Genomic DNA, 25,375 nt, shown 5'->3' with positions numbered 1-25,375 from the left:
GACACGGAGACGAACACGCACAGTGTGCTACATGTCGCTCCGGGTGACGCCGGTTCGCGGCGCGGTCGCCGGCCTCCGTCAGCCGATGACGGCGGTGGTGCCCCGGGGTCCGGTGAGGCGGGCGTGGAGGCGGCGGGCCGAGGCGTCGGTCAGGGAGGCGATCTGGTCGACGATCACCCGCAACCGTGCGGTGTCGGTGCCGGCGGCCGCGTACAGCGTGCGGAACTGGGGGTCCAGCCCGTCGGGTGCGCGGGCCGTCAGCGCCTCGGCCAGCTCGGTCAGGACGGCGCGCTGCTCACCGCGCAGCCGCTCCTGGTCGGGGCGCTGCATCACGTACCGGTCGGCGACGGCCTTGAGCACGTCACACTCCAGCCGTGCCTCGCGCGGCACCACCAGGGCGGCGGTGTGGCGGGTCAGCCGGCCGGAGCCGTACGCGGCCCGGGTGGCGCCCTCGGCGGCCAGGCAGAAGCGGCCGATGAGCTGGCTGGTGGCGTCCTTCAGCCGGGCCTGGGCGACGGCCGTCCCGTCGTAGCCGTGCGGCCACCACTCCTGGTCCAGCAGCCGGTCCAGGGCCTCGGCGAGTTCGGCCTCCGCGGTGCCGGGCGGCGCGTAGCGGCGGGCGGCGAGGGAGAGGACCTCGCGGCGCTCGGACTCGGCGAGCAGCAGGTTGGGGTCCAGATGCCCGGCGTGCAGACCGTCCTCGACATCGTGGACGGAGTAGGCGACGTCGTCGGCCCAGTCCATGACCTGTGCCTCGAAGCACCGCCGGTGTCCGGGGGCGCCGGCGCGGAACCAGGAGAAGACCGGCAGGTCGTCCTCGTACACGCCGAACTTCCCCGAGCCCGGGTCGATGGGGTGGCCGCCGCGCGGCCAGGGGTACTTGGTGGCGGCGTCCAGCGCGGCGCGGGTGAGGTTGAGGCCGACGCTGACGAGCCGCTCGCCGCCGTCCGGCCCCGTCTCCGTCACGAACCGCTTCGGCTCCAGCCGGGACAGCAGCCGCAGCGACTGGGCGTTGCCCTCGAAACCGCCGCAGGGCGCGGCGATCCCGTCCAGCACCCGCTCACCGTGGTGCCCGAAGGGCGGATGCCCCAGGTCGTGGGCGAGGCAGGCGGCCTCCACCAGATCCGGGTCGCAGCCGAGCGCGGCACCCAGCTCCCGGCCGACCTGGGCGCACTCCAGGGAGTGGGTCAGCCTGGTGCGGGGGGTGGCGTCCCATGCCTGCCCCACGCCGTCGGACCGGTCGGGGGCGACGACCTGGGTCTTGCCCGCGAGCCGCCGCAGCGCCGCGGAGTGCAGCACCCGGGCCCGGTCGCGCTGGAAGGCGGTGCGGCCGGGCCGCTTGTCGGGCTCGGGCACCCAGCGCTCCAGCGCCGCCTCGTCGTAAGGGGTGTGGTGGGTGTCGGGATGAGCGGCGTCCTCCATGCCGTACGGATCACCATGCCTGCCGTGCATACACCGACGGTATCGGCCGCGGACGACAGTCGTGCCGGGAACGGCCGCCGGCCGCCGCGCCTAACGCGCCGGGCCGCCCGCCGGCACCGGCACCGGGCGTCCGGCCCGGGGGCGGCGGACCGGGGCGCGGAGGCGGGCGCGTGCCTCGTCGTAGCGGTGCAGCACCAGACGGGCCAGGGCCGGGTGCGCGCCCAGCGGGCCGGCCGCGGGCAGTTCCGGCACGGCCCGCGCGCACCGGGCGGCGAAATGGCCGGGAGCGGCGAAGTACGAGGCCAGCGCGGGCCGCCGGCAGCCGGCCCGGCGCAGGGCGGCCACCGCCTCGGGAACGGTCGGCGCGGCGGCCGAGGCATAGGCCGGGAGCACCGGCACACCGCCGAGGCGGGCGGAGAGCAGTGCGGCCGTCCGCCCGGCGTCCCGGGCCGACTCCGGGTCGCGGGAGCCGGCGGCGGCCAGCACCACGCCGTCCGGTGCCCCGCCCGCGGGGACGGCCTCGGCGAGCCGTGCGGCCAGGGCCTCGGCGAGCAGGGGGTGCGGCCCCAGCGGGGCGGCGGTCCGGATCTCCAGGTGCGCGGCGGCGGCCGCGGCCCGGGGGATGTCGTGCTTGACGTGGTGGCCGCGGCCGAACAGCAGCGGCACCAGCACCGCGGGACCGGCCGGCAGCGCGTCCAGGGTGTCCGGCAGCAGCGGCTCGTTCAGCTCGATGTGCCCCGGCACCACCCGCAGCCCGGGCCGCAGCGACCGCACCAGCTCCAGCAGCGCGGTGATCGCGGGGAGCGCCCGCGGGTCGCGGGAGCCGTGGGCGACGGCCACCAGGGCGGGCGCGGACCGGGCGGGCGGCGCGGACTGCGGTGCGGAGAACGGCGGGCGGAGGCTCATGCTCCCAGTCTCGGGACGCGCGGTTGCCCCGCGGTTGCGCCCCTGTGACGTCCGGTTGCCTGCGGCTCACGGCTCGCGGGCGGCCGCACTGAGGCCGGTGTCCCCGCCCCGTAACCCGCCCGGGCGCGGAACGTAACACGTGCGACGCACGCTGAGCGGTATGAGCGCGACGACTGCCCCGCCCACCGGACCGGCCCCCGGCGACCCCCCGGCCGTCGGCGTCCCCGTCGACACGCACTGCCCGTACTGCGCCCTGCAGTGCGGCATGGGCCTGCGGCCCGGTGCGGACGCCGCGGCGTCCGTGGAGGTGGTGGAGCGCGCCGGGTTCGACGTGAACCGGGGCGCGCTGTGCGGCAAGGGCCGCACCGCGCCCGCGCTGCTCTCCTCCCGGGTGCGCCTGACCGGCCCGCTCGTCCGTCACCACGCCGGCGGGCGGCTGGAACCGGCCTCCTGGGAGGAGGCGCTGGACCGGGTCGCCGCGGGCCTGTCGGGGGTGCGGGCCGCCCACGGGCCGGACGCCGTCGGGGTGTTCGGCGGGGGCGGGCTGACGAACGAGAAGGCGTATCTGCTGGGCAAGTTCGCCCGGCTGGTGCTGGGCACCTCGCAGATCGACTACAACGGCCGGTTCTGCATGTCCTCGGCCGCCGCCGCCCACAACCGGGCGTTCGGCCTGGACCGGGGGCTGCCGTTCCCGCTGGCGGACGTCGCCCGCACCGGCTGTGTGATCCTGGTCGGCTCCAACCCCGCCGAGACCATGCCGCCCGCGCTGCGCTACTTCACCGAGCTGCGCGAGCGGGGCGGGAAGCTGGTCGTGATCGACCCCCGGCGCACCCGCACCGCCGAGCACGCCGACCTGCACCTGGCCCCGCGCCCGGGCACCGACCTGGCCCTCGCCCTGGGCCTGCTGCACCTGGTGGTCGCCGAGGGCCGGGTGGACGAGGAGTTCGTGGCGGCGCGCACCACCGGCTGGCCCGCGGCCCGCGCCGCGGCGATGGCGCACTGGCCGGAGCTGGTGGAGCGGATCACCGGGGTGCCGGTGCCCGCGCTGCGCGAGGCGGTCGCGATGTTCTGCGACGCGGAGTCCTCGATGGTGCTCACCGCGCGCGGCCCCGAGCAGCAGTCCAAGGGCACCGACACCGTCGGCGCCTGGATCAACCTGTGCCTGGCCACCGGCCGGGCGGGCCGCCCGCTGTCCGGCTACGGCTGTCTGACCGGCCAGGGCAACGGCCAGGGCGGGCGCGAGCACGGCCAGAAGGCCGACCAGCTGCCCGGCTACCGCAGACTGGACGACCCCGCGGCGCGCGAGCACGTGGCGCGGGTGTGGGGCGTGGACCCCGGGGTGCTGCCGGGCCCGGGACGCAGCGCGTACGAGCTGCTGGACGCGCTCGGCACCGAGGTGCGCGCGCTGCTGCTGTCCGGCTCCAACCCGGTGGTCTCCGCGCCGCGCGCCGCCCATGTCGAGGAGCGGATCGCCTCGCTGGACTTCCTGGCGGTCTGCGACGTGGTGCTCTCGGAGACCGCGGAGCTGGCCGATGTGGTGCTGCCGGTGGCCCAGTGGGCGGAGGAGACGGGCACCGTCACCAATCTGGAGGGCCGGGTGCTGCTGCGCCGCAGGGCCGTGACCGCCCCGTCCGGGGTGCGCACCGATCTGGAGGTGCTGAACGCGCTCGCCGCCCGGCTGGGCTGGGAGAAGGGCTTCCCCACCGATCCGGAGGAGGTCTTCGACGAGTTGCGGCGGGCCTCGGCCGGGGGCCCGGCGGATTACTCGGGCATCACCTACCGGCGCATCACCGAGGAGGACGGCGTCTTCTGGCCCTGCCCGGAGGCTCCCGCCGACGAGGGGGCGGGAGCCTCCGCCCCCGTCCCGCACCCCGGGACCCCGCGGCTGTTCCTGGACCGCTTCGCCACCCCCGACGGCCGGGCCCGCTTCGTGCCCGTCACCCACCGTCCCTCCGCCGAGGAGCCGGACGCCGGCCATCCGCTGCTGCTGACCACGGGCCGGGTGCTGGCCCAGTACCAGTCGGGCGCCCAGACCCGGCGGGTGGCGGAGCTGAACGACGCCGCGCCCGGTCCGTTCGTCCAGCTGCATCCCCGGCTGGCCGAGCGGATCGGGGTGGCCGAGGGGGAGCCGGTCGCGGTGGTGTCGCGGCGCGGCCGGGCGGTTGCCCCGGCCCGGATCACCCCGGGCATCCGCCCGGACACGGTGTTCATGCCGTTCCACTGGCCGGGGGCGGGACGTGCCAACACCCTGACCAATCCGGCCCTGGACCCGACCTCGCGCATGCCGGAGTTCAAGGTCTGCGCCGTCCGGGTGGAACGCGCGGGGGACGCCGGGGGCTCCGCCGGCTCCGGGGACGCGGCGCGGTGAGCGCTCAGGTGCCCGCGGCGCCGTCCGTCTCCGCCGCCACCCAGGCCAGGTAGTCCGCGCCGCCGCGGACCACGGGGGTGGCGATGATCTCCGGGGTGTCGTAGTCGTGCGCGGCGCGCAGCTGCGCCTCCAGGGCGTCGTAGCGGGCCGCCGTCGTCTTCAGCAGCACCTGCCACTCGCGGTCGGCGCGCACCTCGCCCTCCCACCGGTACACCGAGGTGACCGGGCCGGTCACCTGCGCGCACGCCGCGAGCCGGGCCGCCACCGCGCCGCGCGCCAGCGCCTCGGCCTTCTCGGGGCTGTCCGTGGTGGTCAGCACCGTCAGCACGCCCGTCCCGGCCGCTCCGTCCGTCCCTGTCATCCCCGCCGTCCCTGTCGTCTCTGCCGCCTCTGTCATCCCTGCCGTCCCGTCGTGACCTCCGCCGGATCCACGGCCCACCGTAGCGAGAGCCGCCGGGCTCCCTGATCACTCTTGCGGGGGATCTCGCTCCCCCATTCGGGCAAGTGCGTTGACCATGCCGTCCGGGAGGGCGTTGTCTCCGGGCATGCGGACCGCCCGCGGACCGCTCCGTGTCCCCCGTCCTCCCGGAGCCGCCACATGACCGCCACGCCCCGCCGCCCCTTCCCGGCCGAGCCACCGGCCGGGGCGCCGCCGCGCTGTCCGGCCGGCCGGTCCCCCGCCCCGCTGTACGGACCGGGCCTGGACGGGGACAACCTGCCGGAGCTGTACGGGCGGCTGCGCGCCCGGTACGGCCCGGTCGCCCCCGTCTCGCTGGCCCCGGGCGTGTCCGCCTGGCTGGTGATGGGCTACCGGGAGGTGCTCCGGCTGGCCCGCGACGAGCGGAACTTCAGCCACGACCCCCGGCTGTGGAACCTGCCGCGCGAGGGCCGGGTGCCGTCCGACTCGCCGCTGCTGGCGTTCCTCGGCTGGCGCCCGGCGCTGATGTTCGCCGACGGACGGGCGCACCGGCGGCAGCGGTCGGCGGTCGCCGACACGCTGACCGGGATCGACGGACGCGAGCTGGTCCGCATGGTGCGGAACGCGGCCGGCCGGCTGGTCGACTCCTTCGGGGAGGCGCGCGAGGTCGATCTCGTACCGCACTACGCGCACCGGCTGCCCGCCCTGGTGCTGGCCCGGCTGCTGGGCACGGACGACCGGACGGGCCGGCAGCTGGCGGAGGCGGTCACCGGCGCCGCCGCGGCCAACGCCGACTCCGGCAACGCCGCCCGCCGCATGGAGCGCGTCCTGCTGTCGCTGATCGGGCACCGGCGGCGGCAGCCGGGCCCCGACGCCGTCTCCCGGCTGCTGGCGCACCCCGCCGCCCTGACCGAGGAGGAGGTGCTGCACAACCTGATGGTGACGGCCGTGGCGGGCTACCAGCCGACGAAGAACTGGCTGGCCACCTCGGTGCGCACCCTGCTGACCGACCACGCCCTGCGGTCCTCGCTGGACAGCGGGCTGCTGACCCTGGACGACGTGCTGGAGACGGTGCTGTGGCGGTCCCCGCCCACCCAGAACCTCCCGGCCCGCTACGCCACCCGCGATCTGCGCCTGGGCGGGCAGGCGGTGCGGGCCGGGGACATGCTCGTCCTGGCCCTGGCCGCCGCCAACGGCGACCCCGAGGCGGTGCCCCCGCGCGACGCGCCCGCGGCCGGGAACCGCGGGCACGTGTCGTTCGGCGCGGGCCCGCACACCTGTCCGGCCCGGGAGCAGGCCCGGCTGATCGTACGGACCGCCGTGGAGGTCCTGTGGCACCGGCGGCCGGGCATGGAGCTCGCCGTGCCGGAGAAGGACCTGGTCTGGTGGACCTCGCCGTGGACCAAGGGGCTGGCGGCGCTGCCCGTCCGCTTCACCGCGCCGCGGACCGTCGCCGTACCGGCCCCGCCGACCCTGCCGGGCCCGGCGGCGGGCGCCCGCACACCGCCTCCGCCGGCGCTCTGACCTGGGCCCGGGCCGGGCCCGCGGGCGCGGCCCGGGGCTCACAGCCGCCCGGCGAGCGCATTGAGGTCAGCGTTGCCCCCGGGAAACAACGGTGATGCGGACGGGAAACAGCGGCGCCGCACGCTGCCTGTATGACTTCGAGAACGCGTGTGGTGGTGATCGGCGGCGGCATGGCCGCCGCACGGCTCGCCGGGCAGCTGTCCGCCGCGTCCGACGACATGGACGTGACGGTCGTCGGCGAGGAGCCGCACGCGCCGTACAACCGGGTGCTGCTGGCCGAGGTGCTGGCCGGGCGGTACGCGCCGGAGGTGATCGGCCTCCCGGAGCCGTCCGCCGCCCGCTGGCTGCGCGGGGTGCGGGCCGTCCGGCTGGACCGGGACGAGCGGCTGGTGCGGTGCGACGACGGCACCTCGCTGCCGTACGACACGCTGGTGCTGGCCACCGGCTCGAACCCGGTGCTGCCGCCGCTGCGCGGCCTCTTCGACGATTTCACCGATTTCCCCGGCGGCCCGGGCGGCCCCGGCGCCGCCCAGGAACTGCCCCGGGGCGTGCACCCCTTCCGTACCCTGTCCGACTGCCGGGCCCTGGCGGACGAGGCACGGCCCGGGGCCCGGGCCGTGGTGGTCGGCGGCGGACTGCTGGGGGTCTCCGCCGCCCGCGCGCTGAACGGGCTCGGCGTCCACACCGTCCTCGCCCAGCAGGGCGAGCACCTCATGGAGCGCCACCTCGACGCCCGCGCCTCGGCCCTGCTCCGCGAGCACCTGGAGAGTCTGGGTGTGGAGGTCCACACCCAGTGCCGGGTCCGCGGTCTGGAGACCCGGCCCGACGCCCCGGGCGGGCGGGCCGTCTCCGCCGTGGTCCTCGCCGACGGCTACCGGCTGGCCGCCGAGCTGACCGTGCTGGCCTGCGGGGTGCGGCCCCGCGTCGGGCTCGCCCGGGCGGCCGGTCTGGAGGTGCGCCGGGGCGTCGTCGTGGACGACGAGCTGCGCACCAGCGACCCCCGCGTCCACGCCGTCGGCGACTGCGCCGAACACGGCGGCGTGGTCTACGGGCTGGCGGGCGCCGCCCAGGAGCAGGCCGACGCACTGGCACGCGTCCTGCTGGCGGCCGCGCCCCAGCCCGACCGCCCGAGCACCCCGCCGACCGCCCCGCCGTACACCGGCACCCGGGCGCTGACCCGGCTCACCCTCGCCCCGGCCGCCACCGCCGCCGGCACCGCCGCCGGGCGTCCGCTGGATCTCGCCGCGTTCGGCGAGACCGAACCGCGGCCGGAGGACGACGTCGTCCATCTCGCCGACGCCACCCGCAGCGTCTACCGGAAGGTCGTCGTCCGCGGCGACCGGCTCGTCGGCGGAATCCTCCTCGGCGATCTCGGCACCGTCGGCGCGCTCGCCCGCACCTGGGAGGGCGACGAACCGCTGTCCTCCGCCCCGCTGCTCCACCTGCTCACCAACGATGGAGGCATCTGACATGCCACGGACGACACGCCCCACGATCGTCCTCGTCGGCCACGGGATGGTCGGCCAGCGGTTCCTGGAGGAGCTCGCGAACCGGAGGGTCACCGAGCGGGCCCGGGTGGTCGTGCTGTGCGAGGAGCCCCGGCCCGCGTACGACCGCGTCCAGCTCACCTCGTACTTCTCCGGGCGCACGCCCGAGGAGCTGTCCGTGGTGGACGAGGGCTTCCTGGCGGAGCACGGCATCGAGCTGCACCTGGGCGACCCGGCGGTCGCGGTCGACCGCGCGGCGCGCACCGTGACCTCCCGCACCGGACTGGAGATCGGCTACGACGCCCTGGTGCTGGCCACCGGCTCGTACCCGTTCGTGCCGCCGGTGCCGGGGAAGGACAGCACCGGCTGCTTCGTCTACCGCACGGTGGAGGACCTGCTCGCCATCGAGGAGTACGCGGAGAACAGCCGGGTGGGCACCGTCGTCGGCGGCGGGCTGCTCGGCCTGGAGGCGGCCGGGGCGCTCAACGGGCTGGGCCTGGAGACCCACATCGTGGAGTTCAACCCGCGGCTGATGTCCCTCCAGGTCGACGAGGGCGGCGGCGCCGCGCTGCGCCGCACCGTCGAGGAGATGGGGCTGATCGTCCACACCGGGGTCGCCGGGCAGGAGATCACCGCCGGCCCGGACGGGGCCGTCACCGCCATGACGCTGTCGGACGGCACCACGGTCGGGACCGATCTGGTGATCTTCTCGGCGGGAGTACGGCCCCGCGACCAGCTCGCCCGCGACTGCGGTCTGGAGGTCGGCGAACGCGGCGGCATCGTCGTCGACGAGCGGTGCCGCACCGCCGATCCGGCCGTCTACGCCATCGGCGAGTGCGCGCGGACCGTGGACGGCATGGTGTACGGCCTGGTGGCACCGGGCTACGAGATGGCCCGCGTCAGCGCCGAGGCCGTCGCCGAGGCCGTCACCGGGGAGGCCGGGGGGACCGGTTCGGTCTTCACCGGCGCCGACACCTCCACCAAGCTCAAGCTGCTGGGCGTGGACGTGGCCTCCTTCGGGGACGCGCACGGGAGCACCGAGGGCTGCCTGGACGTCGTCTACTCCGACTCCCGGGCCGGGGTCTACAAGAAGCTGGTGGTCGCCGCCGACGGCACCCTGCTGGGCGGTGTGCTGGTCGGCGACGCCGAGGCGTACGGCATGCTGCGCCCGATGACCGGCAGCGTCCCGCCGGTGGCCCCCGAGCAGCTGGTGCTGCCCGCCGGTGCGGGGGCGCCGGTGGCGCTCGGACCGTCCGCACTGCCCGACGAGGCGGTGATCTGCAGCTGCCACAACGTCGCCAAGGGCACCATCCGCGCGGCGGTCACCGAGCACCGGTGCACCACCGTGCCCGAGGTGAAGAAGTGCACCAAGGCCGGCACCGGCTGCGGCAGCTGTGTGAAGGTGCTCACCACGCTCGTCAACGACGAGCTGGAGGCGAACGGCGTCAGCGTCGACAAGGGCCTGTGCGGCTGCTTCGCCCACACCCGCAGCGAGCTGTACGAGATCGTCCGCACCCTGCGGCTGACCTCCTTCGCCGCGCTGCTGGACAGCCACGGCCGCGAGGAGGCGCGCGGCGGCGACGGCTGCGAGGTCTGCAAGCCGACCGTCGCCTCGATCATCGCCTCGCTCGCCCCGGCGCTGGGTGCCAGCGGCTATGTGCTGGACGGCGAGCAGGCGGCGCTGCAGGACACCAACGACCACTTCCTGGCCAATCTGCAGCGCAACGGCTCGTACTCGATCGTGCCGCGCATCCCCGGCGGGGAGATCACCCCGGAGAAGCTGATCGTGATCGGTGAGGTGGCCCGGGACTTCGGTCTCTACACCAAGATCACCGGCGGGCAGCGGATCGACCTGTTCGGCGCCCGGGTGGACCAGCTCCCGGCGATCTGGGCCCGGCTGGTGGACGCCGGCTTCGAGTCCGGTCACGCCTACGGCAAGGCGCTGCGCACGGTGAAGTCGTGCGTGGGGCAGACCTGGTGCCGCTACGGGGTGCAGGACTCGGTGCGCATGGCGATCGACCTGGAGCTGCGCTACCGGGGCCTGCGCGCGCCCCACAAGCTGAAGTCGGCGGTCTCCGGGTGCCAGCGCGAGTGCGCCGAGGCGCAGAGCAAGGACTTCGGGGTGATCGCCACGGCGAACGGCTGGAACCTGTACGTGGGCGGCAACGGCGGCGCCACCCCGCGCCACGCCGACCTGCTGGCCCAGGACCTGTCCGACGCCGAGCTGGTCCGGCTGATCGACCGCTTCCTGATGTTCTACATCCGCACCGCCGACCGGCTGGAGCGCACCGCGGCCTGGCTGGAGCGGATCGAGGGCGGCCTCGACCACGTTCGCGACGTCGTCGTCCACGACTCGCTGGGGCTGTGCGGGGAGCTGGAGGCGCTGATGGCCGACCACGTGGCGAACTACCGCGACGAGTGGGCCGAGACCCTGAACGACCCCGACCGGCTGCGCCGCTTCGTGTCGTTCGTCAACGCCCCGGACGCACCCGACCCGTCGGTGCGGTTCGTCCCCGAGCGCGAGCAGGTCAAGCCCGACCTGACCATCCTGTCCGGCCCCGACATCCCCGTCCGCACTCTCGAAGGGACCGCCTCCCGATGACCACCGCGCCGACTGTCGAAGCGACCGCCACCGTCACCGAGGACCTCCTGGCCGCCGTCCCGGCCACGACCGCGGCCGGGCCGCGGGTGGAGGTGCGCACCGCCGGCGGCTGGACCCCGGTGTGCGGCCTGTCCGACCTGCTGCCGGGACGGGGGGTGGCGGCGCTGCTGCCCGACGGCGGACAGCTCGCCGTGTTCCAGGACCGGGCGGGCCGGACGTACGCCGTCGGCAACCGGGACCCGTTCACCGGCGCCTACGTCCTCTCCCGGGGGCTGCTGGGCTCGGCCGGCGGCCGGCCGTTCGTGGTGTCGCCGCTGCTCAAGCAGCGCTTCGACCTGGCCACGGGCCGCTGTCTGGACGACGAGTCGGTCGGTGTGCCGGTGTACCCGGTGCGGACCTGCTGAGCGGTCCGTACAACCCCGCGCACGCCCCCTCACGGGTCTCCACCGGGCCGGGGCGCCCCCGGACGGGGAGCGCCCCGGTCTCGGCCCGTGTGGGGCGGGCCGAGACCGGGGCGGGACCCGTCCGGCGCACCGTCCGCCCTGCCCTGACAGCCGGCGCACCGGACGGGGGACTGGGAGCGGTCCCGGCCGGTCCGGGATCAGCCCGTGGCGCAGTTCTGTCCGCCGAGGGTGACGGGGGTGCCGTCCTGGGCGGCACCACCGCTGGTCTGGAAGCCGAAGGAGATCGTTCCGCCGGCCGGGACCGTGCCGTTGTAGCTCTCGTTGGTCACGGTGACCCGGGTGCCGCTCTGCGAGAACTTCCCGTTCCAGCCGTTGGCGAGGGTGACCCCCGAGGGCAGGTCGAACTCCACCCGCCAGTTGTTCACCGACTGGCCGGTGCGCACGGTGACGGCGACGACCGAGCCGGCGTCCCAGCGGTTGGAGATCTGGAAGGTGGCGCTGCAGTCACCGGTGGGCTCGTCCGGGTCACCGGGGTCATCCGGGTCGCCGGGGTCACCGGGGTCACCGGGGTCACCGCCGCCGGCCGCCACGAAGGCGTCGCGCAGTGCGTCGTAGGCCGGCTTGGGCCGGTAGTTGTCGTCCCAGGGGCAGGCCGCGCCCTCGCCGTCGAAGACGTCCGGCACCCAGGAGTCGCGGTCGCTGATGCCCCAGACGGTGATGCCGGAGCAGCCGTCCACCGCCAGGCAGGCGTCGGCCACCGCTCGGTAGTCCCGGGCCTGCTGCTGCAGCTTGGAGCTGTCGGCGGGCATCCGCATCCGGATGTCCAGCTCGGTGACCGCGACCTCCAGGCCCAGGTCGGCGAAGCGCTGGAGGTTCTGCTGGATCGCGGAGCCGTTCACGTTGCCGACGATGAGGTGGTTCTGGAAGCCGACCCCGTCGATGGGCACGCCCTGCGCGAGCAGGTCCTGCACCAGCCGGTACAGACCGTCGCTCTTCGCGTTGCGGGTCTCGGTGTTGTAGTCGTTGATGAACAGCTTGGCGTCGGGGTCGGCGGCGCGCGCGGCCCGGAAGGAGTCGGCGATGTAGGACGCGCCGAGCTGCTGGTAGAACTTGCTCTGCCGGAAGCTGCCGTCCTCGTTGAACGCCTCGTTCACCACGTCCCAGCGCTGGACGTCGCCGCGGTAGCGGCCGACCTGGGTGGTGACGTGGTCGGTCATGATCTCGCGCAGCTCGGTGTCGGAGAACGAGCCGTTCTCCAGCCAGTCGGGCATCTGGCTGTGCCAGACCAGGGTGTGCCCGTAGACGAGCTGGCCGTTCTGCTGGGCGAAGTCGACCAGGCGGTCTCCGCCGGCCCAGTTGTACTGGCCGCGCTGCGGTTCGACCGACTCCCACTTCATGGCGTTCTCGGCGGTGACGCTGTCGAACTCGGTGGCGGCGATGTTGCGGTAGGTGCCGTCGTTCAGCAGGCTGTCGTTGACCGCCGTGCCGATGAAGCGGCCCGTCGGCTCCGCCACCTCCCGCAGGGAGGGGTCCGCTGCCTGAGCAGTCGCGGCGAATCCGAAGGTCACGGCCGCCATTGCGGTGGAGGCGGCTACGACCGCCCTGGCTAAACGACGTACCGTTCTTTCACGGTGTGGCCTCATTGGGGTGTCCCTCTCTCGACTCCCCGGAACACTTTCCGGAAGACTGTTGGAAGGTTTCGAGGGTGCGCCGGGAACGGTAGAGCCGATGAGAACGCCCGTCAACGGTGTGCGCACGCGGAGGAGACGGCATGGGAGACGGCATGGCAGACGGCACAGCCGCTGCGAGCGGAGGGGTCGCGGAGCAACGCGTCGCCCCCAAGGTGGAGCAGAAGGTGACGATCACCGCGATCGCCCAGGAGGCGGGGGTCTCGGTCCCCACGGTCTCCCGGGTGGTCAACGGTCGCTCCGACGTGGCGCCCGCGACCCGGGCCCGGGTCGAGGAACTGCTGCGGCAGTACGGCTACCGCCGCCGCACGTCCTCCTCCGGGGACCGGCCCGCCCTGGTCGACCTCGTCTTCAACGACCTCGACAGCCCCTGGGCGGTGGAGATCATCCGCGGCGTGGAGGAGACCACCCACGAGGTGGGCTTCGGCACGGTGGTCTCGGCGATCCACGACCGCGCCGGCTCGGCCCGGCAGTGGATGCGCAACCTGCGGGCCCGCGCCTCGGGCGGGGTGATCCTGGTCACCTCGGTCCTGGAGCCGGTCCTGCACGAGGAGCTGCACCGGCTGGGCGTGCCGCTGGTGGTGGTGGACCCGGCCGGCTCGCCCGCCCTGGACGCGCCGACCGTCGGGGCCACCAACTGGGCCGGCGGCATGGCGGCCACCGAGCACCTGCTCCGGCTGGGCCACCGCCGCATCGGCTTCATCGCCGGGCCGCCCCGGCTGCTGTGCAGCCGGGCCCGGCTGGACGGCTACCGCGCCGCCCTGGAGGCGGCCGGGGTGCCGGTGGACGACCGGCTCCTGGTGCCCGGCGACTTCTACCACGAGTCCGGTTTCACCGGCTGCAACAAACTGATGGATCTGGACGAGCCGCCCACCGCCCTGTTCGCCTCCAGCGACCAGATGGCACTGGGTGCCATCGAGGCGCTGCGGCGGCGCGGCATGCGGGTGCCGGAGGACATCAGCGTCGTCGGTTTCGACGACCTTCCGGAGGTACGCTGGTCTGCCCCGCCACTCACCACGGTACGCCAACCGCTGGTGGAAATGGGCAAGGTGGCGGCTCGCACCGTGCTGCGCCAGGCCCGGGGGGAGGAACTCGACTCACCACGGGTGGAGCTGGCGACGGAGCTGGTCGTACGGGCCAGCACCGCCGAACCGCGCGCCTGAGTCGGCTTCGGATGGGACACCACCAGGTCACAGCCTTATTACGCACCCGAGCCCTGGGCCCGCTTTTTCGTCCTACCCGTTGACACAGGCTTCACGCATCCGTACGTTCCCAACACCACTACCGATAATTTTCGGAGTCCTTCCGGAAGGTATGCGATGCGAACAGCAGTGCAGGGCTCGGCCACGGCGGGCCGCAAGGGATTCCGGCGGCACCGTGCCGCCACGCTGACGGCGACCGCGCTGGCCGCCTCGCTGGTGCTCACCGCCTGTGGCAGCGGCGGGCCCGGCGACGAGGACGGGAAGGCCGGCGGCGAGCTGGAGGTCTGGGTCTACCAGGACGCCTCCACCAAGGTGCAGGAAGCCGTCGTCAAGCGCTTCAACGAGAAGTCCGACGTCAAGGCCAAGCTCGTCCCGGTGCCCGGCGAGAGCTACCAGGACAAGATGCGCAGCGCGATGGGCACGCCCAACGCGCCCGACATCTTCTTCAACTGGGGCGGCGGCAGCATCAGCAACTTCGTCGAGAAGGACATGCTGGTCGACCTGACCCCCGAGCTGGAGAAGGACACCGCCTTCAAGGAGTCGTTCATCCCGGCGATCCTCGACGAGGGCAAGGTCAACGACAAGTACTACGGCATCCCGATGCGCGGTATGCAGCCGGTGATGCTCTTCTACAACAAGAACGTCTTCGAGAAGGCCGACGCCCAGCCCCCGAAGACCTGGGACGACGTGCTGAAGCTGGTCGACACCTTCAAGGAGGAGGGCGTCACCCCCTTCGCCCTGGCCGGCACCGACGCCTGGACCGAGCTGATGTGGGTCGAGTACCTGCTGGACCGCATCGGCGGCGCCGAGGTCTTCAACAAGATCCGCAGCGGCGACTCCGAGGCCTGGGGCGACCCGGCCGTCCTGAAGACCGCCGAGACCATCCGCGACCTGGTGGACAAGGGCGCGTTCGGCAACAACTTCCAGTCGGTCAACTACACCTCCGACGGCGCCCCCACGCTCTTCGCCAAGGGCAAGGCCGCCATGCACCTGATGGGCAGCTGGGAGTACTCCAACCAGCAGTCCAACCAGCCGGAGTTCGCAGAGAACGGGCTGGGCTGGACCACCTTCCCGCCGCTGCCCGACGGCAAGGGCGACCCCAAGAACGTGGTCGGCAACCCCACCAACTACTGGTCGGTCAACTCCAAGCTGAAGGGCGAGCAGCGCGAGGCGGCCATCGAGTTCCTCAAGACCGCGGCCGATGAGGCCTACGTCACGGACCTGGTGGAGAACGGTGAGGTGCCCGCCACCTCCGACGCCCAGGACAAGCTCGCCAAGCACCCGGCTCCCGAGTTCGCCGGCGACGTGTACGACCTGGCCCTCAACGCCCCGTCCTACACTCTCTCCTGGGACCAGGCGCTGCCCGCCCAGCAGGCCACGCCGATGCTGACCAACATCCAGAAGCTGTTCAACAAGCAGCTCAGCCCCGAAGAGTTCGTCGAAGCCATGAAGGCTGTGAAGTGAAGCAAGCAGCGACCTCGTCGCCGCGTGTGGGCCGCCCGGGCATTGCCTGGGCGGTCCCCGGCGTGTTGTTCTTCGTCCTGTTCGCCGTCGGCCCCATGCTGCTGGTCGTCTACCTGTCCTTCACCAACTGGGACGGGCTGGGCAGCTTCCCCTCGGTCAGCGGCACCGGGAACTGGGAACGGCTCTGGAACGACCCCACCATGCGGCAGGCCATCAACCTGAGCCTCATCCTCACCGCCGCCAGCTGGCTGATCCAGACCCCCATCGCCCTGCTGCTGGGCGTGTGGTCCGCGGGCCGCCAGAAGAACCGGGCCGTCCTCAGCGCGATCTTCTTCCTGCCCCTGCTGGCCTCCTCGGTGGCCCTGGCCCTGCTGTGGAAGTCGCTGCTGGACCCCAACTTCGGTCTGATCGCCGACATCGGCCCGTGGATCGGCCTGGAGCACGGCAACGTGCTCGGTGACGGAACGACCGCCATGGCCGCGGTCGCCTTCGTCGCCTCCTGGCAGTTCATCCCGTTCCACACCCTGCTCTACCAGGGCGGCGCCCGGCAGATCCCCAAGTCCTTCTACGAGGCCGCCTCCATCGACGGGGCGAACGGCCTCCGGCAGTTCTTCTCCATCACGCTGCCGCAGCTGCGGAACACCATCATCACCTCCTCGGTGCTGATGGTCGTCGGCGCGCTGACCTTCTTCGACACCGTCCTCATCCTGACCGAGGGCGGCCCGGGCACGGACACCACGATCGTGCCCTACCTGATGTACGAGACCGGCTTCCAGGCGTACGACATGGGTTACGCGAGCGCCATCGCCACCACCCTCGTGGTCGTCGCCACGGCCGTCTCCCTGGTGATGGTCCGGATCTCCGGCTTCACCGCCATGCGCAGCACCCGGGAGGGGATGTGAAGACCGCCACGCGGCCGGAGAACCGGTCCCCCCAGGAGGCCCCGAAGAGCCCGGGGGCCCGGCAGGTGCGCAACGACCACGGTCTGCGCGGCAGGCTCCGCGCCGTCCGCAAGTGGAACATCCCCGCGGGCATCGCCTCCGTCATCTGGCTCGTCATCGTCGGACTGCCGATGTACGTGCTGGTCCTCAGCACCCTGCGGAGCCGCGACGGCTATTTCGACAACGGCGCGCTCTCCTGGCCCAGCGACCTGACGCTGGACAACTACCGCAAGGTGCTGGAGGGCGACTTCGTCACCTACCTGATCAACACCACGATCGTCACGGCCGCCACCGCGGCCATCGTCATCGTGCTCTCGGTGGGTGTCGGCTACACCGTCGTGCGGACCCTCAGCGGGACCTCCCAGCGGATCTTCCAGCTCTTCCTCCTGGGTCTGGCCATCCCCGCCCAGGCGGTGATCATCCCCATCTACCTGCTGATCACCGAGATGCAGCTGTACGACAGCCTGCTGGCGATCATCCTGCCGGTCTCGGCGTTCTGCCTGCCCGTCTGCGTGCTGATCCTGGCGGGCACCATGCGGGACATCGAGGAGGAGATGTACGAGTCGATGGCCCTGGAGGGGGCGAGCCAGACCCGCATCCTCCTCCAGCTGGTGGTACCGCTCTCCCGGGGCGGGATCTCCACGGTCGGCGTCTACGCGGCGCTGCAGGCCTGGAACAACTTCCTCTTCCCGCTGATCCTCACCCAGTCGCGCGAGAGCCGGGTGCTCACCGTCGGCCTGTACGACTTCCAGGGCCAGTTCCGGGCGGACATCCCGGCCATGCTCGCCGCGGTCGTGATGTCGATCGTGCCGATCTTCCTCGTCTACCTCTTCGCGCGCCGTCAGCTCATCAACGGCCTCATGGGCGCCGGCGGGCGCTGAGCCGCGCGGAGACGTGCGGGGACGCGCCGCGACCACGCTGACGCTGAACAAGGAGCCTCATGCATCATCACCCCTGGCAGGACACCTCCCGACCCGCGGAGGAGCGCGCCGCCGATCTGCTGTCCAGAATGTCGCTGGAGGAGAAGCTGGCCCAGCTCTCCAGCATCTGGCCGGGTTCCGAGGCCGAGGGCGAGGACGTCGCTCCGTTCCAGCACGAGGTCTCCGAGGCCGTCGATCTGGACGGCCTGCTGCCCCACGGCCTGGGCCAGCTCACCCGCCCCTTCGGCACGGCTCCGGTGGAGCCGGCCGAGGGTGCGCGGGCCCTGGCCGCCTTCCAGGAGAAGGTCGCCGCGGCCAATCGTTTCGGCATACCGGCCCTGGCCCACGAGGAGTGCCTGACCGGCTTCACCGCCTGGCAGGCCACCATCTTCCCCACCCCGCTGGCCTGGGGCGCCACCTTCGACCCGGCCCTGGTACGGGAGATGGCCGCGGGCATCGGCGCCTCGATGCGCTCGGTCGGCATCCACCAGGGACTCTCGCCGGTCCTGGACGTGGTGCGCGACCCGCGCTGGGGCCGTACCGAGGAGTCCATCGGCGAGGACCCGTACCTGGTGGCGACCGTGGCCACCGCCTATGTGGCGGGCCTGGAGTCCAGCGGGATCGTGGCCACGCTCAAGCACTTCGCCGGTTACTCGGCCTCCCGGGGCGGACGCAACCACGCCCCGGTCTCGATCGGCCCGCGCGAGCTGGCCGACGTGATCCTGCCGCCCTTCGAGATGGCCCTGCGCGAGGGCGGCGCCCGCTCGGTGATGCACGCCTACAACGACCTCGACGGCGTTCCGGCGGCGGCCAGCCCCGAGCTGCTGACCGAGCTGCTGCGCGAGCGGTGGGGCTTCACCGGCACCGTCGTCGCCGACTACTTCGGCATCTCCTTCCTGGAGCGCAACCACCGCGTCGCCGACTCCCCCGCCCGGGCCGGTGCCCTGGCCCTGAAGGCGGGCGTCGACGTGGAGCTGCCGAGCGTGCGCTGCTACGGCGAGCCCATGCTGAAGGCCGTGCGGTCCGGGGAGGTCCCCGAGGAACTGGTGGACCGGGCCGTGCTGCGGGTCCTGCGGCAGAAGTGCGAGCTGGGCCTGCTGGACCCCGACTGGTCGCGGACCGCCTCGTCCGTCCTGCCCGAGGGCGAGGTCGACCTGGACCCGCCCGCGCTGCGGGCACTGGCCCGGAAGGTGGCCGAGGAGTCGGTCGTCCTGCTCGACAACGCCCGGGGCCTGCTGCCCCTGGCCCCCGCGGCCCGCGTCGCCGTGGTGGGGCCGTACGCGAACGAGCAGTCGGCCATGCTCGGCTGCTACACCTTCCCCCGGCACGTCGGGGTCGAGCACCCCGACAAGCCGCTGGGCGTGGAGATCCCCACGCTGCTGGAGGCCCTGGGCGCCGAGCTGCCCGGAGCGGCCCTCACCGACAGCCCCGACGGCGCGGACGTCGTCGTCGCGGTGCTCGGCGACCGCTCCGGCCTCTTCGGCCGCGGCACCTCCGGCGAGGGCTGCGACGCCGAGGACCTCACCCTCCCCGACGGCCAGGCCGAGTTCCTGGACGAGCTGCTGGAGAGCACCGACAAGCCGGTCGTGCTGGTGCTGTTCACCGGCCGCCCGTACGCGCTCGGCCGCTGGGCGGACCGGCTCGCCGCCGTGGTGCAGGCGTTCTTCCCCGGTGAGGAGGGCGGACCGGCGGTCGCCGGGGTGCTCACCGGGCGGGTCAACCCCTCGGGCCGGCTCCCGGTCAGCGTCCCGCGCGGCAACGGCGGCCAGCCCTGGACCTATCTGGCGCCGCCGCTGGGTCTCAAGGGCGCGGCCAGCAACCTCGACCCGACGCCGCTGTACCCCTTCGGGCACGGCCTGTCGTACACCGCCTTCGCGTGGGAGTCGGCCGCGGCCGGCGACGGGACCGTCCCGACGGACGGCGGCACCGAGGTCCGCGTCACCGTGCGCAACACCGGTGAGCGGGCCGGTACCGAGGTCGTCCAGCTCTACCTGCACGACCCCGTGGCCCGCACCGTCCAGCCGGTCAGCCGGCTGGTCGGCTACGCCCGGGTGCCGCTGGAGCCCGGCCAGGCCGCCGAGGTCGTCTTCGACTTCCACGCCGACCTGGCCTCGTACACCGTCCGGCCCGGGGAGCGGATCGTCGAGCCCGGCGCCGTCGAGCTGCACCTGGCCGCGTCCAGCGCCGACGTCCGCCACACCGTGCCGCTGACCCTGACCGGGCCGGAGCGCACGGTGGGCCACGACCGCCGGATGGTCTGCGGGGCGCAGGTGCGCGTACCGCAGTCCTGAGCCCCGCCGCCGCCGGTCGCGGCGGAGCGGAGGCGGAGCCCGGCACCGGCCACCCCGGTGCCGGGCTCCGCCGTTCCGGTCCGCTCCCCGGCGCGGCTCACCGGAAGTCGGGCTCACCGGTGCGGGCGCGCCCCAGCTCGGAGAAGCCCGGCACGGAGGCCAGCAGCTGCACACCGTCCCACAGCCGTCCGGCCGCCTCGCCGCGCGGGGCCGGGGAGACCACCGGGCCGAAGAGCCCCGCCCGCCCGCCGTCCGGGGCGGGTACGGCGGTCACCGGGGTGCCCACGTCCTCCCCCACCAGCGCCATGGCCTCGGCGTGGGAGGCGCGGACCGCCGCGTCGTACGCCGTGGACTCCGCCGCCGCGGCCCGCTCCGCCGGCAGGCCGCAGTCCGCGAGCGCGCCCGCCGGGGCGTCCCACTCGCCGCGGACGTGGAGGCGCTCGCCCAGCCGGTCGTAGAACCGCCCCATGGCCTCGGTGCCGTACTCCCGCTCGACGGCGGCGCACATCCGCACCGGGTGCCACAGGTACTCGCCCCACTCGCCCTCCGGGTCCTCCGGGTTCACCTCCCGGCCCTCGTTGAGCACCTGCAGGCTCATCAGCCGCCACCGCACCCGGACCGGACGCACCCGCTCCACCTCGCGCAGCCACCGGGAGGTGATCCAGGTGTAGGGGCACACCGGGTCGAACCAGAAGTCGACGGGCGTCATCGGACGCCTCCCTTCTCCCCGACTCCTCCGCCCATCCTGCCTCCCGGTGTCCTGCCAGGTCACCGCCGTCGCCCGGATCCGGCCACCCGACCGGTTGTTGACCCGTCCGGCTCCTGCGGGTGACCGGATGTTAACGCTCCGTCAAGCCTGTCTCCCTACCGTCCGGAGCACCCCCTCACGCCTCCGCGGCCGGCCGGCCGCGGAGCCGGACGACTTCGGTGGAGTGACCGTGGAACGTCGCAACTTCCTTCGTGGAGCCGTACTCACCGGATCGGTCGCCGCCCTCGGCGGCTCCCTGTGGCGCGGTGCCGCGCACGCCGCGCCCGCCCAGCCCGGCCCGGGCCCCTACGGATCCCTGCGCACGGCCGACAGCAACGGCGTACGGCTGCCCCAGGGATTCACCAGCCGGGTGGTCGCCCGCTCCGGGCAGCGGGTCTCCGGCACCTCCTACACCTGGCACAACGCCCCCGACGGCGGTGCCTGCTACGCGGACGGGGGAGGCTGGATCTACGTCTCCAACTCCGAGATCAACCCCGGCGGCGGCGCGAGCGCGATCCGCTTCGACTCCTCCGGCACCGTCACCGACGCCTACCGCGTCCTGTCCGGCACCCGCCAGAACTGCGCGGGCGGCGCGACCCCGTGGAACACCTGGCTGTCCTGCGAGGAGGTGGACCGCGGCTATGTCTTCGAGACCGACCCGTGGGGCGTGAGGTCCTCCGTGCGCCGCGACGCCATGGGCCGCTTCAAGCACGAGGCCACGGCCGCCGACCCGGTCCGCCGGGTGATCTACCTGACCGAGGACGTCTCCGACGGCTGCCTCTACCGCTTCCGCCCCACCACCTGGGGCGACCTGTCCTCGGGGACGCTGGAGGTGATGACGGGCGGCTCGGGCACCTCCGGTTCCATCGGCTGGGCGCGCGTCCCGGACCCGTCCGCCGCCTCCACCGCCACCCGCCACCAGGTCTCGGCGGCCAAGCACTTCAACGGCGGTGAGGGCTGCCACTACGCGAACGGCGTCTGCTGGTTCACCACCAAGGGCGACGGCCGGGTGTGGCAGCTCAACGCGGCGAGCAACACCGTCGAGCTGGCCTACGACGACTCCCTGGTCTCCGGCAGCACCCCGCTGACGGGCGTGGACAACGTGACCAGCACCTCCTCCGGCGACCTCTTCGTCGCCGAGGACGGCGGCAACATGGAGATCTGCGTCATCACCCCGGACGGTGTGGTGGCGCCCTTCCTGCGGATCGACGGCCAGTCGTCCTCGGAGATCACCGGCCCGGCCTTCTCCCCCGACGGCGGCCGGCTGTACTTCTCCAGTCAGCGCGGCACCAGCGGCAGCAGCTCGGGCGGCATCACCTACGAGGTGCGTGGCCCGTTCCGCTCCTGACCCCTCCCGCCCCGGGCACCGGCGCTCCCCCGGCGCCCGGGGCCGGGAGGTCCCCGGCGGCACGGTACGGTGCGCGTCAGCGGTAGTCGTCCGGGTGGTCCTGCATCCAGGCGTTGATCCGGTCGCGAGTGCCGAAGAGGGCGTCCTGGTGCGCCTCGAGGTTGGCGAAGGACCGGTCTTCGCCGATGTCCTTCCGCAGCGCCGCGATCCAGGCGACCGGTTCGGGGAAGTGGCCGGGGCCCTTGGGGTCGGCCTTCATCGCCGCGTCCAGTCCCTCCAGCTCCTCCAGCACCCGGCCCAGCAGGTACTCGCAGTTCCCCGGGGTGCCGCAGGAGTCGCCCAGGGTGGCCTGGAGCCCCGCGAACGCGTCGCGCACCGCCTCCGGCCCGGGGCTCGGCCACGCTGCCGGGGTGTCCGAGCCGTGGATGTCCAGGACCGTCGCGCCGGGGTCCGCCCCGGCCGGTTCGCGCTGCTCCTCCTGCCGCGCCGCGCCCTCGGGGCGGTCGGACGCGGCCGGGGCGGCCGACGCGGTGGGCGACCGGGAGGCCCCGCCGTCCGCCGCCCCGTCCGAGCCGCCGGAACAGGACAGCAGGAGCGCCGCCAGCGGTGCGGCGAGCAGGGTGGCGGTACGGGCACGGCGGGCGGTCACGGCACGGTCTCCGTTCGGTCGGGTGGCAGAAGCCCCGTGCCGCGGGCGGAAGTTCACCCGCGGCCGGGGCCGGGTGTCCGACGGTACGCCACAGCCGTCCGGCCCGCCGCGCGGCTGCGCGGCGGGCCGGACGTTCCCACCACCGGAAGGAAGGTTCCGCTAGCCGAAGGGGATGGTCAGCACCGAGCCGGAGCCGACCTGGAGCTTCGCCGGGGCGTTGCCGATCGCGCTCCACACCTCCACCCGGACCGTTCCGCCCCGCAGGTCGCCGAGGCTGCCGGAGGCCGAGCGCAGGCCGGCGCGGGAGGCCGCGTACTCCTCCCAGCCGTCGACCGGGTCGGTGGCGAAGTAGCGGTAGGTCTCGACCCTCTCGAAGGTGCCGTCGCCGGTCAGGTCGTACGACACCCGGGCCTGCTGCCCGAGGCCGACGGCCGTTCCCGCGTCCACCTTCAGGCGGAAGTCGGTGGTGCCGCCCGCCTCGTGGGTGCCGTTGACGTTCCGGAGCTCGTAGACCAGCGGACGGTGCGGGGTGCCGTCGTGGTTGGCGCCGCCCGCCGAGGCGATGGTGTCCGTCGTCGCGGAGGTGGCCGCCGTGGTGCTCAGCGTTCCGCCGGAGCGCAGGTGGAAGGTGTCACCGGTGGCCGGCGGGTCCTGCGGGTCGCCCGGGTCGCCGTCGTCCCCGTCCCCGGGGTCGCCGGGGCCGGCGGTGCCGGTGCCGGCGGCCGTGGAGCGGGCCGGGACGGTCAGCCTGCCGCCGTCGGAGAACGTCACCGTCTTCGCCGTGTCGGAGTAGTTGTGCGCGGCGTAGGTGCGGGTGCCGTTCTTGGTGAAGACCGCGGCGGTCGGGCTGTCCGCGGTGACGGAGGTGTCGGGTGCCCCGAGCGCGTCCAGGGTGGCGATCCAGTGGTAGGTGTGGGCCTTGGTCTCGCCCGCCTCCGGGGTGTAGCTCGCGCCCTGCGCGTCCCAGGCGGCCTTGCCCTTGGCGGGGTCGGCCAGCGCCTGGAACTCCCAGAAGATGTCGCGCCACTCGACGGCCGGGCCGCCGTTGGCCTTCTCCATCTCGGCGACGCTGCGCCGGATGGCGTCCTTGTTGCGGGCCAGGTGGAGCGAACCGCCGGTCACCGGCAGGACGTTGATGCCGTGGATCTCCTCGGGGTTGGCGGTCCACCAGGTGGAGTAGGCGCCGCCGCTGCCCCACACCATGCCGACGACGTCGTGGCCGAAGTTCTCGGGGTAGACCTTCTGGTCGGCGTCGAACCAGTACTGGGCGATGGCCTCGGACTCGGTGGTCAGCAGGTAGACGCCCAGGTCGCGCAGGGAGTCGTCACCGGTTGCCGAGCCCCACAGGATCAGGCCCGCGCTGAGGTTGACGGACTCCGAGGACGACTCCTGGTTGTTGCCCGCGGCGAAGCCGGCGTGCCCGGCGGCCCAGCTGTGTCCGGCGTAGACGTCGAAGCCGCGCAGGAAGGGGAACTTCTCGTCGGTGCGGCTGGGGTTGGCGGCGTCCCGGACGAGGGTCTTGACCATGCCGCCCCAGGCGGAGTCGGCGGCCCACCCCTTGTCGTACTGGGCCACGATCGCCGCGGCCATCACGTAGTACGAGTAGTGGAAGTGGTGGTCGTTGAGCTCCTTGTCGCTGCCGTAGGAGGCCGGGTAGCCGATGAGCGTGCGCCAGTCGCGGTCGTAGGAGAACTCCGAGGCGCCGCCGACGGTGAACCACTCCTGGAGCCGGCCCTTGAGCAGCCCGAGCAGCTTGTCGCGGACGGCGGTCTCGCCGATCTGGTCGGCGATGGGCACGAGCTGGGCGAGCTTGCCGAGCTGCTTGCCCGTCCAGTAGGTGTCCGTGGCGCCGTCGAACGGGTCGGCGGCGTTCGCGACCTCCCTGAGGTGGCCGGCGAGCTTCGCCTTGTCCACCCCGGGCGCGGTGGGCAGCCCCGGCAGGACGCCGGTCACCGGCTGGGAGGTGGTGAAGGAGGTGCCCTCCCGGACCTTCATGGTGCCGCGCGGCGAGGTGTAGGTGTAGGAGGTCAGCGCGTCGGAGGTGTGCAGCCACTGGTGGCGGTAGAGGGCCTGGAGGGTGCCACGCTCACTGCCCTCCTTGGCGGTGGTGGAGAGCGTGTAGGTGGCCTTGACCCGGCCCGCCGCCCGGTCGTAGTCCCAGCTCACCTTGGAGCCGGTGACGAAGCTGAAGGCGTACTTGCGGTACGTGGCCAGCGCGTCGGTGCTGGGCAGGACGGCCAGCGAGAAGTAGTCCCTGCCGCCCAGGTCGGCGCGGATGTCGGTGCCGGAGACCGTCCAGTCGCTGCCGGAGGGGGCGAACAGCGCGTAGTGGTGACCGCCGATGGTGACGCCCAGGACGTTGCCGTCGTCGGCGAAGACGTCCGGGGCGGACGCGGCGGAGATCCGCGCGGCGCCGCCGCTGCCCTGCGCGTAGACGTACGGCATACCGTGGCCGATGGTGGTGCGCAGGGTGCGGGTGCCGTCGGACCAGTAGGGCGTGACGGTCCAGTCGCTCCAGGAGTCGGCCTTCGCGTCGGGGGAGTTGAGGCCCTGCAGACCGACGGTCAGGTCACGCTTGTGCGTGAACTCGTACTGGCGGCCCTCGCCGACGATCGCGTGCGAGGTGGGGTAGCCGACCTCGAGGCCGCCGGAGACGGCCTTGTAGGTGAGGGGGTGCCCGTACATGTCCACGGAGTACGGGTTGTCGGGGTACCGCTGGAAGGCCAGGGACGACCACCAGTCGTTGGTGGGCACCGGCTTGCCCGCGGCGGCGGGGGTGACCTTGGGCTTGACGGGCGCACCGGCGTTGTTCTCCGGGCCGGCGGCTCCGGAGGGCCGGGTGTCGCTGTAGCTGCCGGAGCCGACGGGGACGGCGGCGGCACTGGCGCTACCGGCCCCGACGACACCGAAGCCGATGCCGGCGGCGGCGGTGGCCACCGCCGCCGTCACCGCGACGAGGCGTCTGTGGGGGAGTTTCACGAACGGCTCCTAGG

Annotated in this window: 18 protein-coding genes; 11 read left to right on the top strand and 7 right to left on the bottom strand. The window is 73.6% G+C overall.

Going from position 1 to position 25,375, the window contains the following annotated elements; all coding sequences use genetic code 11:
- Positions 1–78 precede the first annotated feature (78 nt).
- A complete protein-coding gene (locus V1L54_RS02210) occupies positions 79–1,422 on the bottom strand; it encodes a deoxyguanosinetriphosphate triphosphohydrolase (protein ID WP_330116136.1) in 1,344 nt (447 codons plus the stop codon).
- A gap of 90 nt (positions 1,423–1,512) precedes the next feature.
- On the bottom strand, positions 1,513–2,328 hold the full coding sequence (locus V1L54_RS02205; protein ID WP_330116068.1) for a sirohydrochlorin chelatase: 816 nt from the start codon (positions 2,326–2,328) through the stop codon (positions 1,513–1,515).
- A 160-nt stretch (positions 2,329–2,488) separates the two neighbouring features.
- On the opposite strand from V1L54_RS02205, the gene V1L54_RS02200 reads away from it, so the two are divergent.
- Positions 2,489–4,696, top strand: coding sequence for a molybdopterin oxidoreductase family protein (locus V1L54_RS02200; RefSeq protein ID WP_330116067.1), 2,208 nt, complete (start codon positions 2,489–2,491; stop codon positions 4,694–4,696).
- Positions 4,697–4,700: 4 nt separating this feature from the next.
- Here V1L54_RS02200 and cutA read toward each other — a convergent pair whose 3' ends face one another.
- Complete coding sequence (gene cutA / locus V1L54_RS02195) at positions 4,701–5,057, bottom strand: divalent-cation tolerance protein CutA (protein WP_330116066.1); 357 nt, start codon at positions 5,055–5,057, stop codon at positions 4,701–4,703.
- 237 nt (positions 5,058–5,294) lie between these two features.
- Between cutA and V1L54_RS02190 the strand changes: the two genes are divergently transcribed.
- From V1L54_RS02190 to nirD, 4 genes are all read left to right on the top strand, one after another.
- Positions 5,295–6,638, top strand: coding sequence for a cytochrome P450 family protein (locus tag V1L54_RS02190; RefSeq protein ID WP_330116065.1), 1,344 nt, complete (start codon positions 5,295–5,297; stop codon positions 6,636–6,638).
- A 131-nt stretch (positions 6,639–6,769) separates the two neighbouring features.
- Positions 6,770–8,107 carry an NAD(P)/FAD-dependent oxidoreductase gene (locus V1L54_RS02185; RefSeq protein WP_330116064.1) on the top strand — a complete coding sequence of 446 codons (1,338 nt, stop codon included), beginning with the start codon at positions 6,770–6,772 and terminating at the stop codon, positions 8,105–8,107.
- Position 8,108: 1 nt separating this feature from the next.
- Positions 8,109–10,727 carry a nitrite reductase large subunit NirB gene (nirB, locus tag V1L54_RS02180; protein WP_330116063.1) on the top strand — a complete coding sequence of 873 codons (2,619 nt, stop codon included), beginning with the start codon at positions 8,109–8,111 and terminating at the stop codon, positions 10,725–10,727.
- Entirely contained in the window at positions 10,724–11,131 is a 408-nt protein-coding gene (gene nirD / locus V1L54_RS02175; protein ID WP_330116062.1) for a nitrite reductase small subunit NirD, read from the top strand. The genes nirB and nirD overlap by 4 nt, the downstream gene beginning before the upstream one ends.
- A 197-nt stretch (positions 11,132–11,328) precedes the next feature.
- Here the strand turns inward: nirD and V1L54_RS02170 are convergent, their stop codons facing one another.
- Positions 11,329–12,708: an endo-1,4-beta-xylanase gene (locus V1L54_RS02170; RefSeq protein WP_330116061.1), complete on the bottom strand. Its 1,380-nt coding sequence runs from the start codon at positions 12,706–12,708 to the stop codon at positions 11,329–11,331.
- A gap of 206 nt (positions 12,709–12,914) precedes the next feature.
- Here V1L54_RS02170 and V1L54_RS02165 point away from each other — a divergent pair, with 206 nt between their 5' ends.
- From V1L54_RS02165 to V1L54_RS02145, 5 genes are all read left to right on the top strand, one after another.
- Positions 12,915–13,982 (top strand): LacI family DNA-binding transcriptional regulator, encoded by a 1,068-nt coding sequence (locus tag V1L54_RS02165; RefSeq protein WP_330116060.1) that lies wholly within the window; start codon positions 12,915–12,917, stop codon positions 13,980–13,982.
- A 156-nt stretch (positions 13,983–14,138) separates the two neighbouring features.
- Positions 14,139–15,485: an ABC transporter substrate-binding protein gene (locus V1L54_RS02160; protein WP_330116059.1), complete on the top strand. Its 1,347-nt coding sequence runs from the start codon at positions 14,139–14,141 to the stop codon at positions 15,483–15,485.
- A complete protein-coding gene (locus V1L54_RS02155) occupies positions 15,482–16,387 on the top strand; it encodes a carbohydrate ABC transporter permease (RefSeq protein ID WP_330116058.1) in 906 nt (301 codons plus the stop codon). The genes V1L54_RS02160 and V1L54_RS02155 overlap by 4 nt, the downstream gene beginning before the upstream one ends.
- Positions 16,384–17,307 carry a carbohydrate ABC transporter permease gene (locus V1L54_RS02150; RefSeq protein ID WP_443076438.1) on the top strand — a complete coding sequence of 308 codons (924 nt, stop codon included), beginning with the start codon at positions 16,384–16,386 and terminating at the stop codon, positions 17,305–17,307. The genes V1L54_RS02155 and V1L54_RS02150 overlap by 4 nt, the downstream gene beginning before the upstream one ends.
- Positions 17,308–17,366: 59 nt before the next feature.
- Positions 17,367–19,637, top strand: a complete 2,271-nt coding sequence (locus V1L54_RS02145) for a beta-xylosidase/alpha-l-arabinosidase (protein ID WP_330116057.1) — start codon at positions 17,367–17,369, stop codon at positions 19,635–19,637.
- A gap of 97 nt (positions 19,638–19,734) precedes the next feature.
- Here the strand turns inward: V1L54_RS02145 and V1L54_RS02140 are convergent, their stop codons facing one another.
- Complete coding sequence (locus V1L54_RS02140) at positions 19,735–20,346, bottom strand: mycothiol-dependent nitroreductase Rv2466c family protein (RefSeq protein ID WP_330116056.1); 612 nt, start codon at positions 20,344–20,346, stop codon at positions 19,735–19,737.
- A gap of 229 nt (positions 20,347–20,575) precedes the next feature.
- Here V1L54_RS02140 and V1L54_RS02135 point away from each other — a divergent pair, with 229 nt between their 5' ends.
- Positions 20,576–21,733, top strand: a complete 1,158-nt coding sequence (locus tag V1L54_RS02135) for an alkaline phosphatase PhoX (RefSeq protein ID WP_330116055.1) — start codon at positions 20,576–20,578, stop codon at positions 21,731–21,733.
- 76 nt (positions 21,734–21,809) lie between these two features.
- Here the strand turns inward: V1L54_RS02135 and V1L54_RS02130 are convergent, their stop codons facing one another.
- Both V1L54_RS02130 and V1L54_RS02125 read right to left on the bottom strand, forming a co-directional pair.
- Positions 21,810–22,382: a hypothetical protein gene (locus tag V1L54_RS02130; RefSeq protein ID WP_330116054.1), complete on the bottom strand. Its 573-nt coding sequence runs from the start codon at positions 22,380–22,382 to the stop codon at positions 21,810–21,812.
- Between the two features lie 159 nt (positions 22,383–22,541).
- Entirely contained in the window at positions 22,542–25,361 is a 2,820-nt protein-coding gene (locus V1L54_RS02125) for a glycosyl hydrolase (protein WP_443076437.1), read from the bottom strand.
- Positions 25,362–25,375 lie beyond the last annotated feature (14 nt).

It is taken from the genome of Streptomyces rubellus (genome assembly GCF_036323805.1).
Lineage (GTDB): Bacteria > Actinomycetota > Actinomycetes > Streptomycetales > Streptomycetaceae > Streptomyces.
The sequence above is the reverse complement of the archived record's forward strand: the minus strand, read 5'-3'. Positions and strand labels throughout refer to the sequence as shown.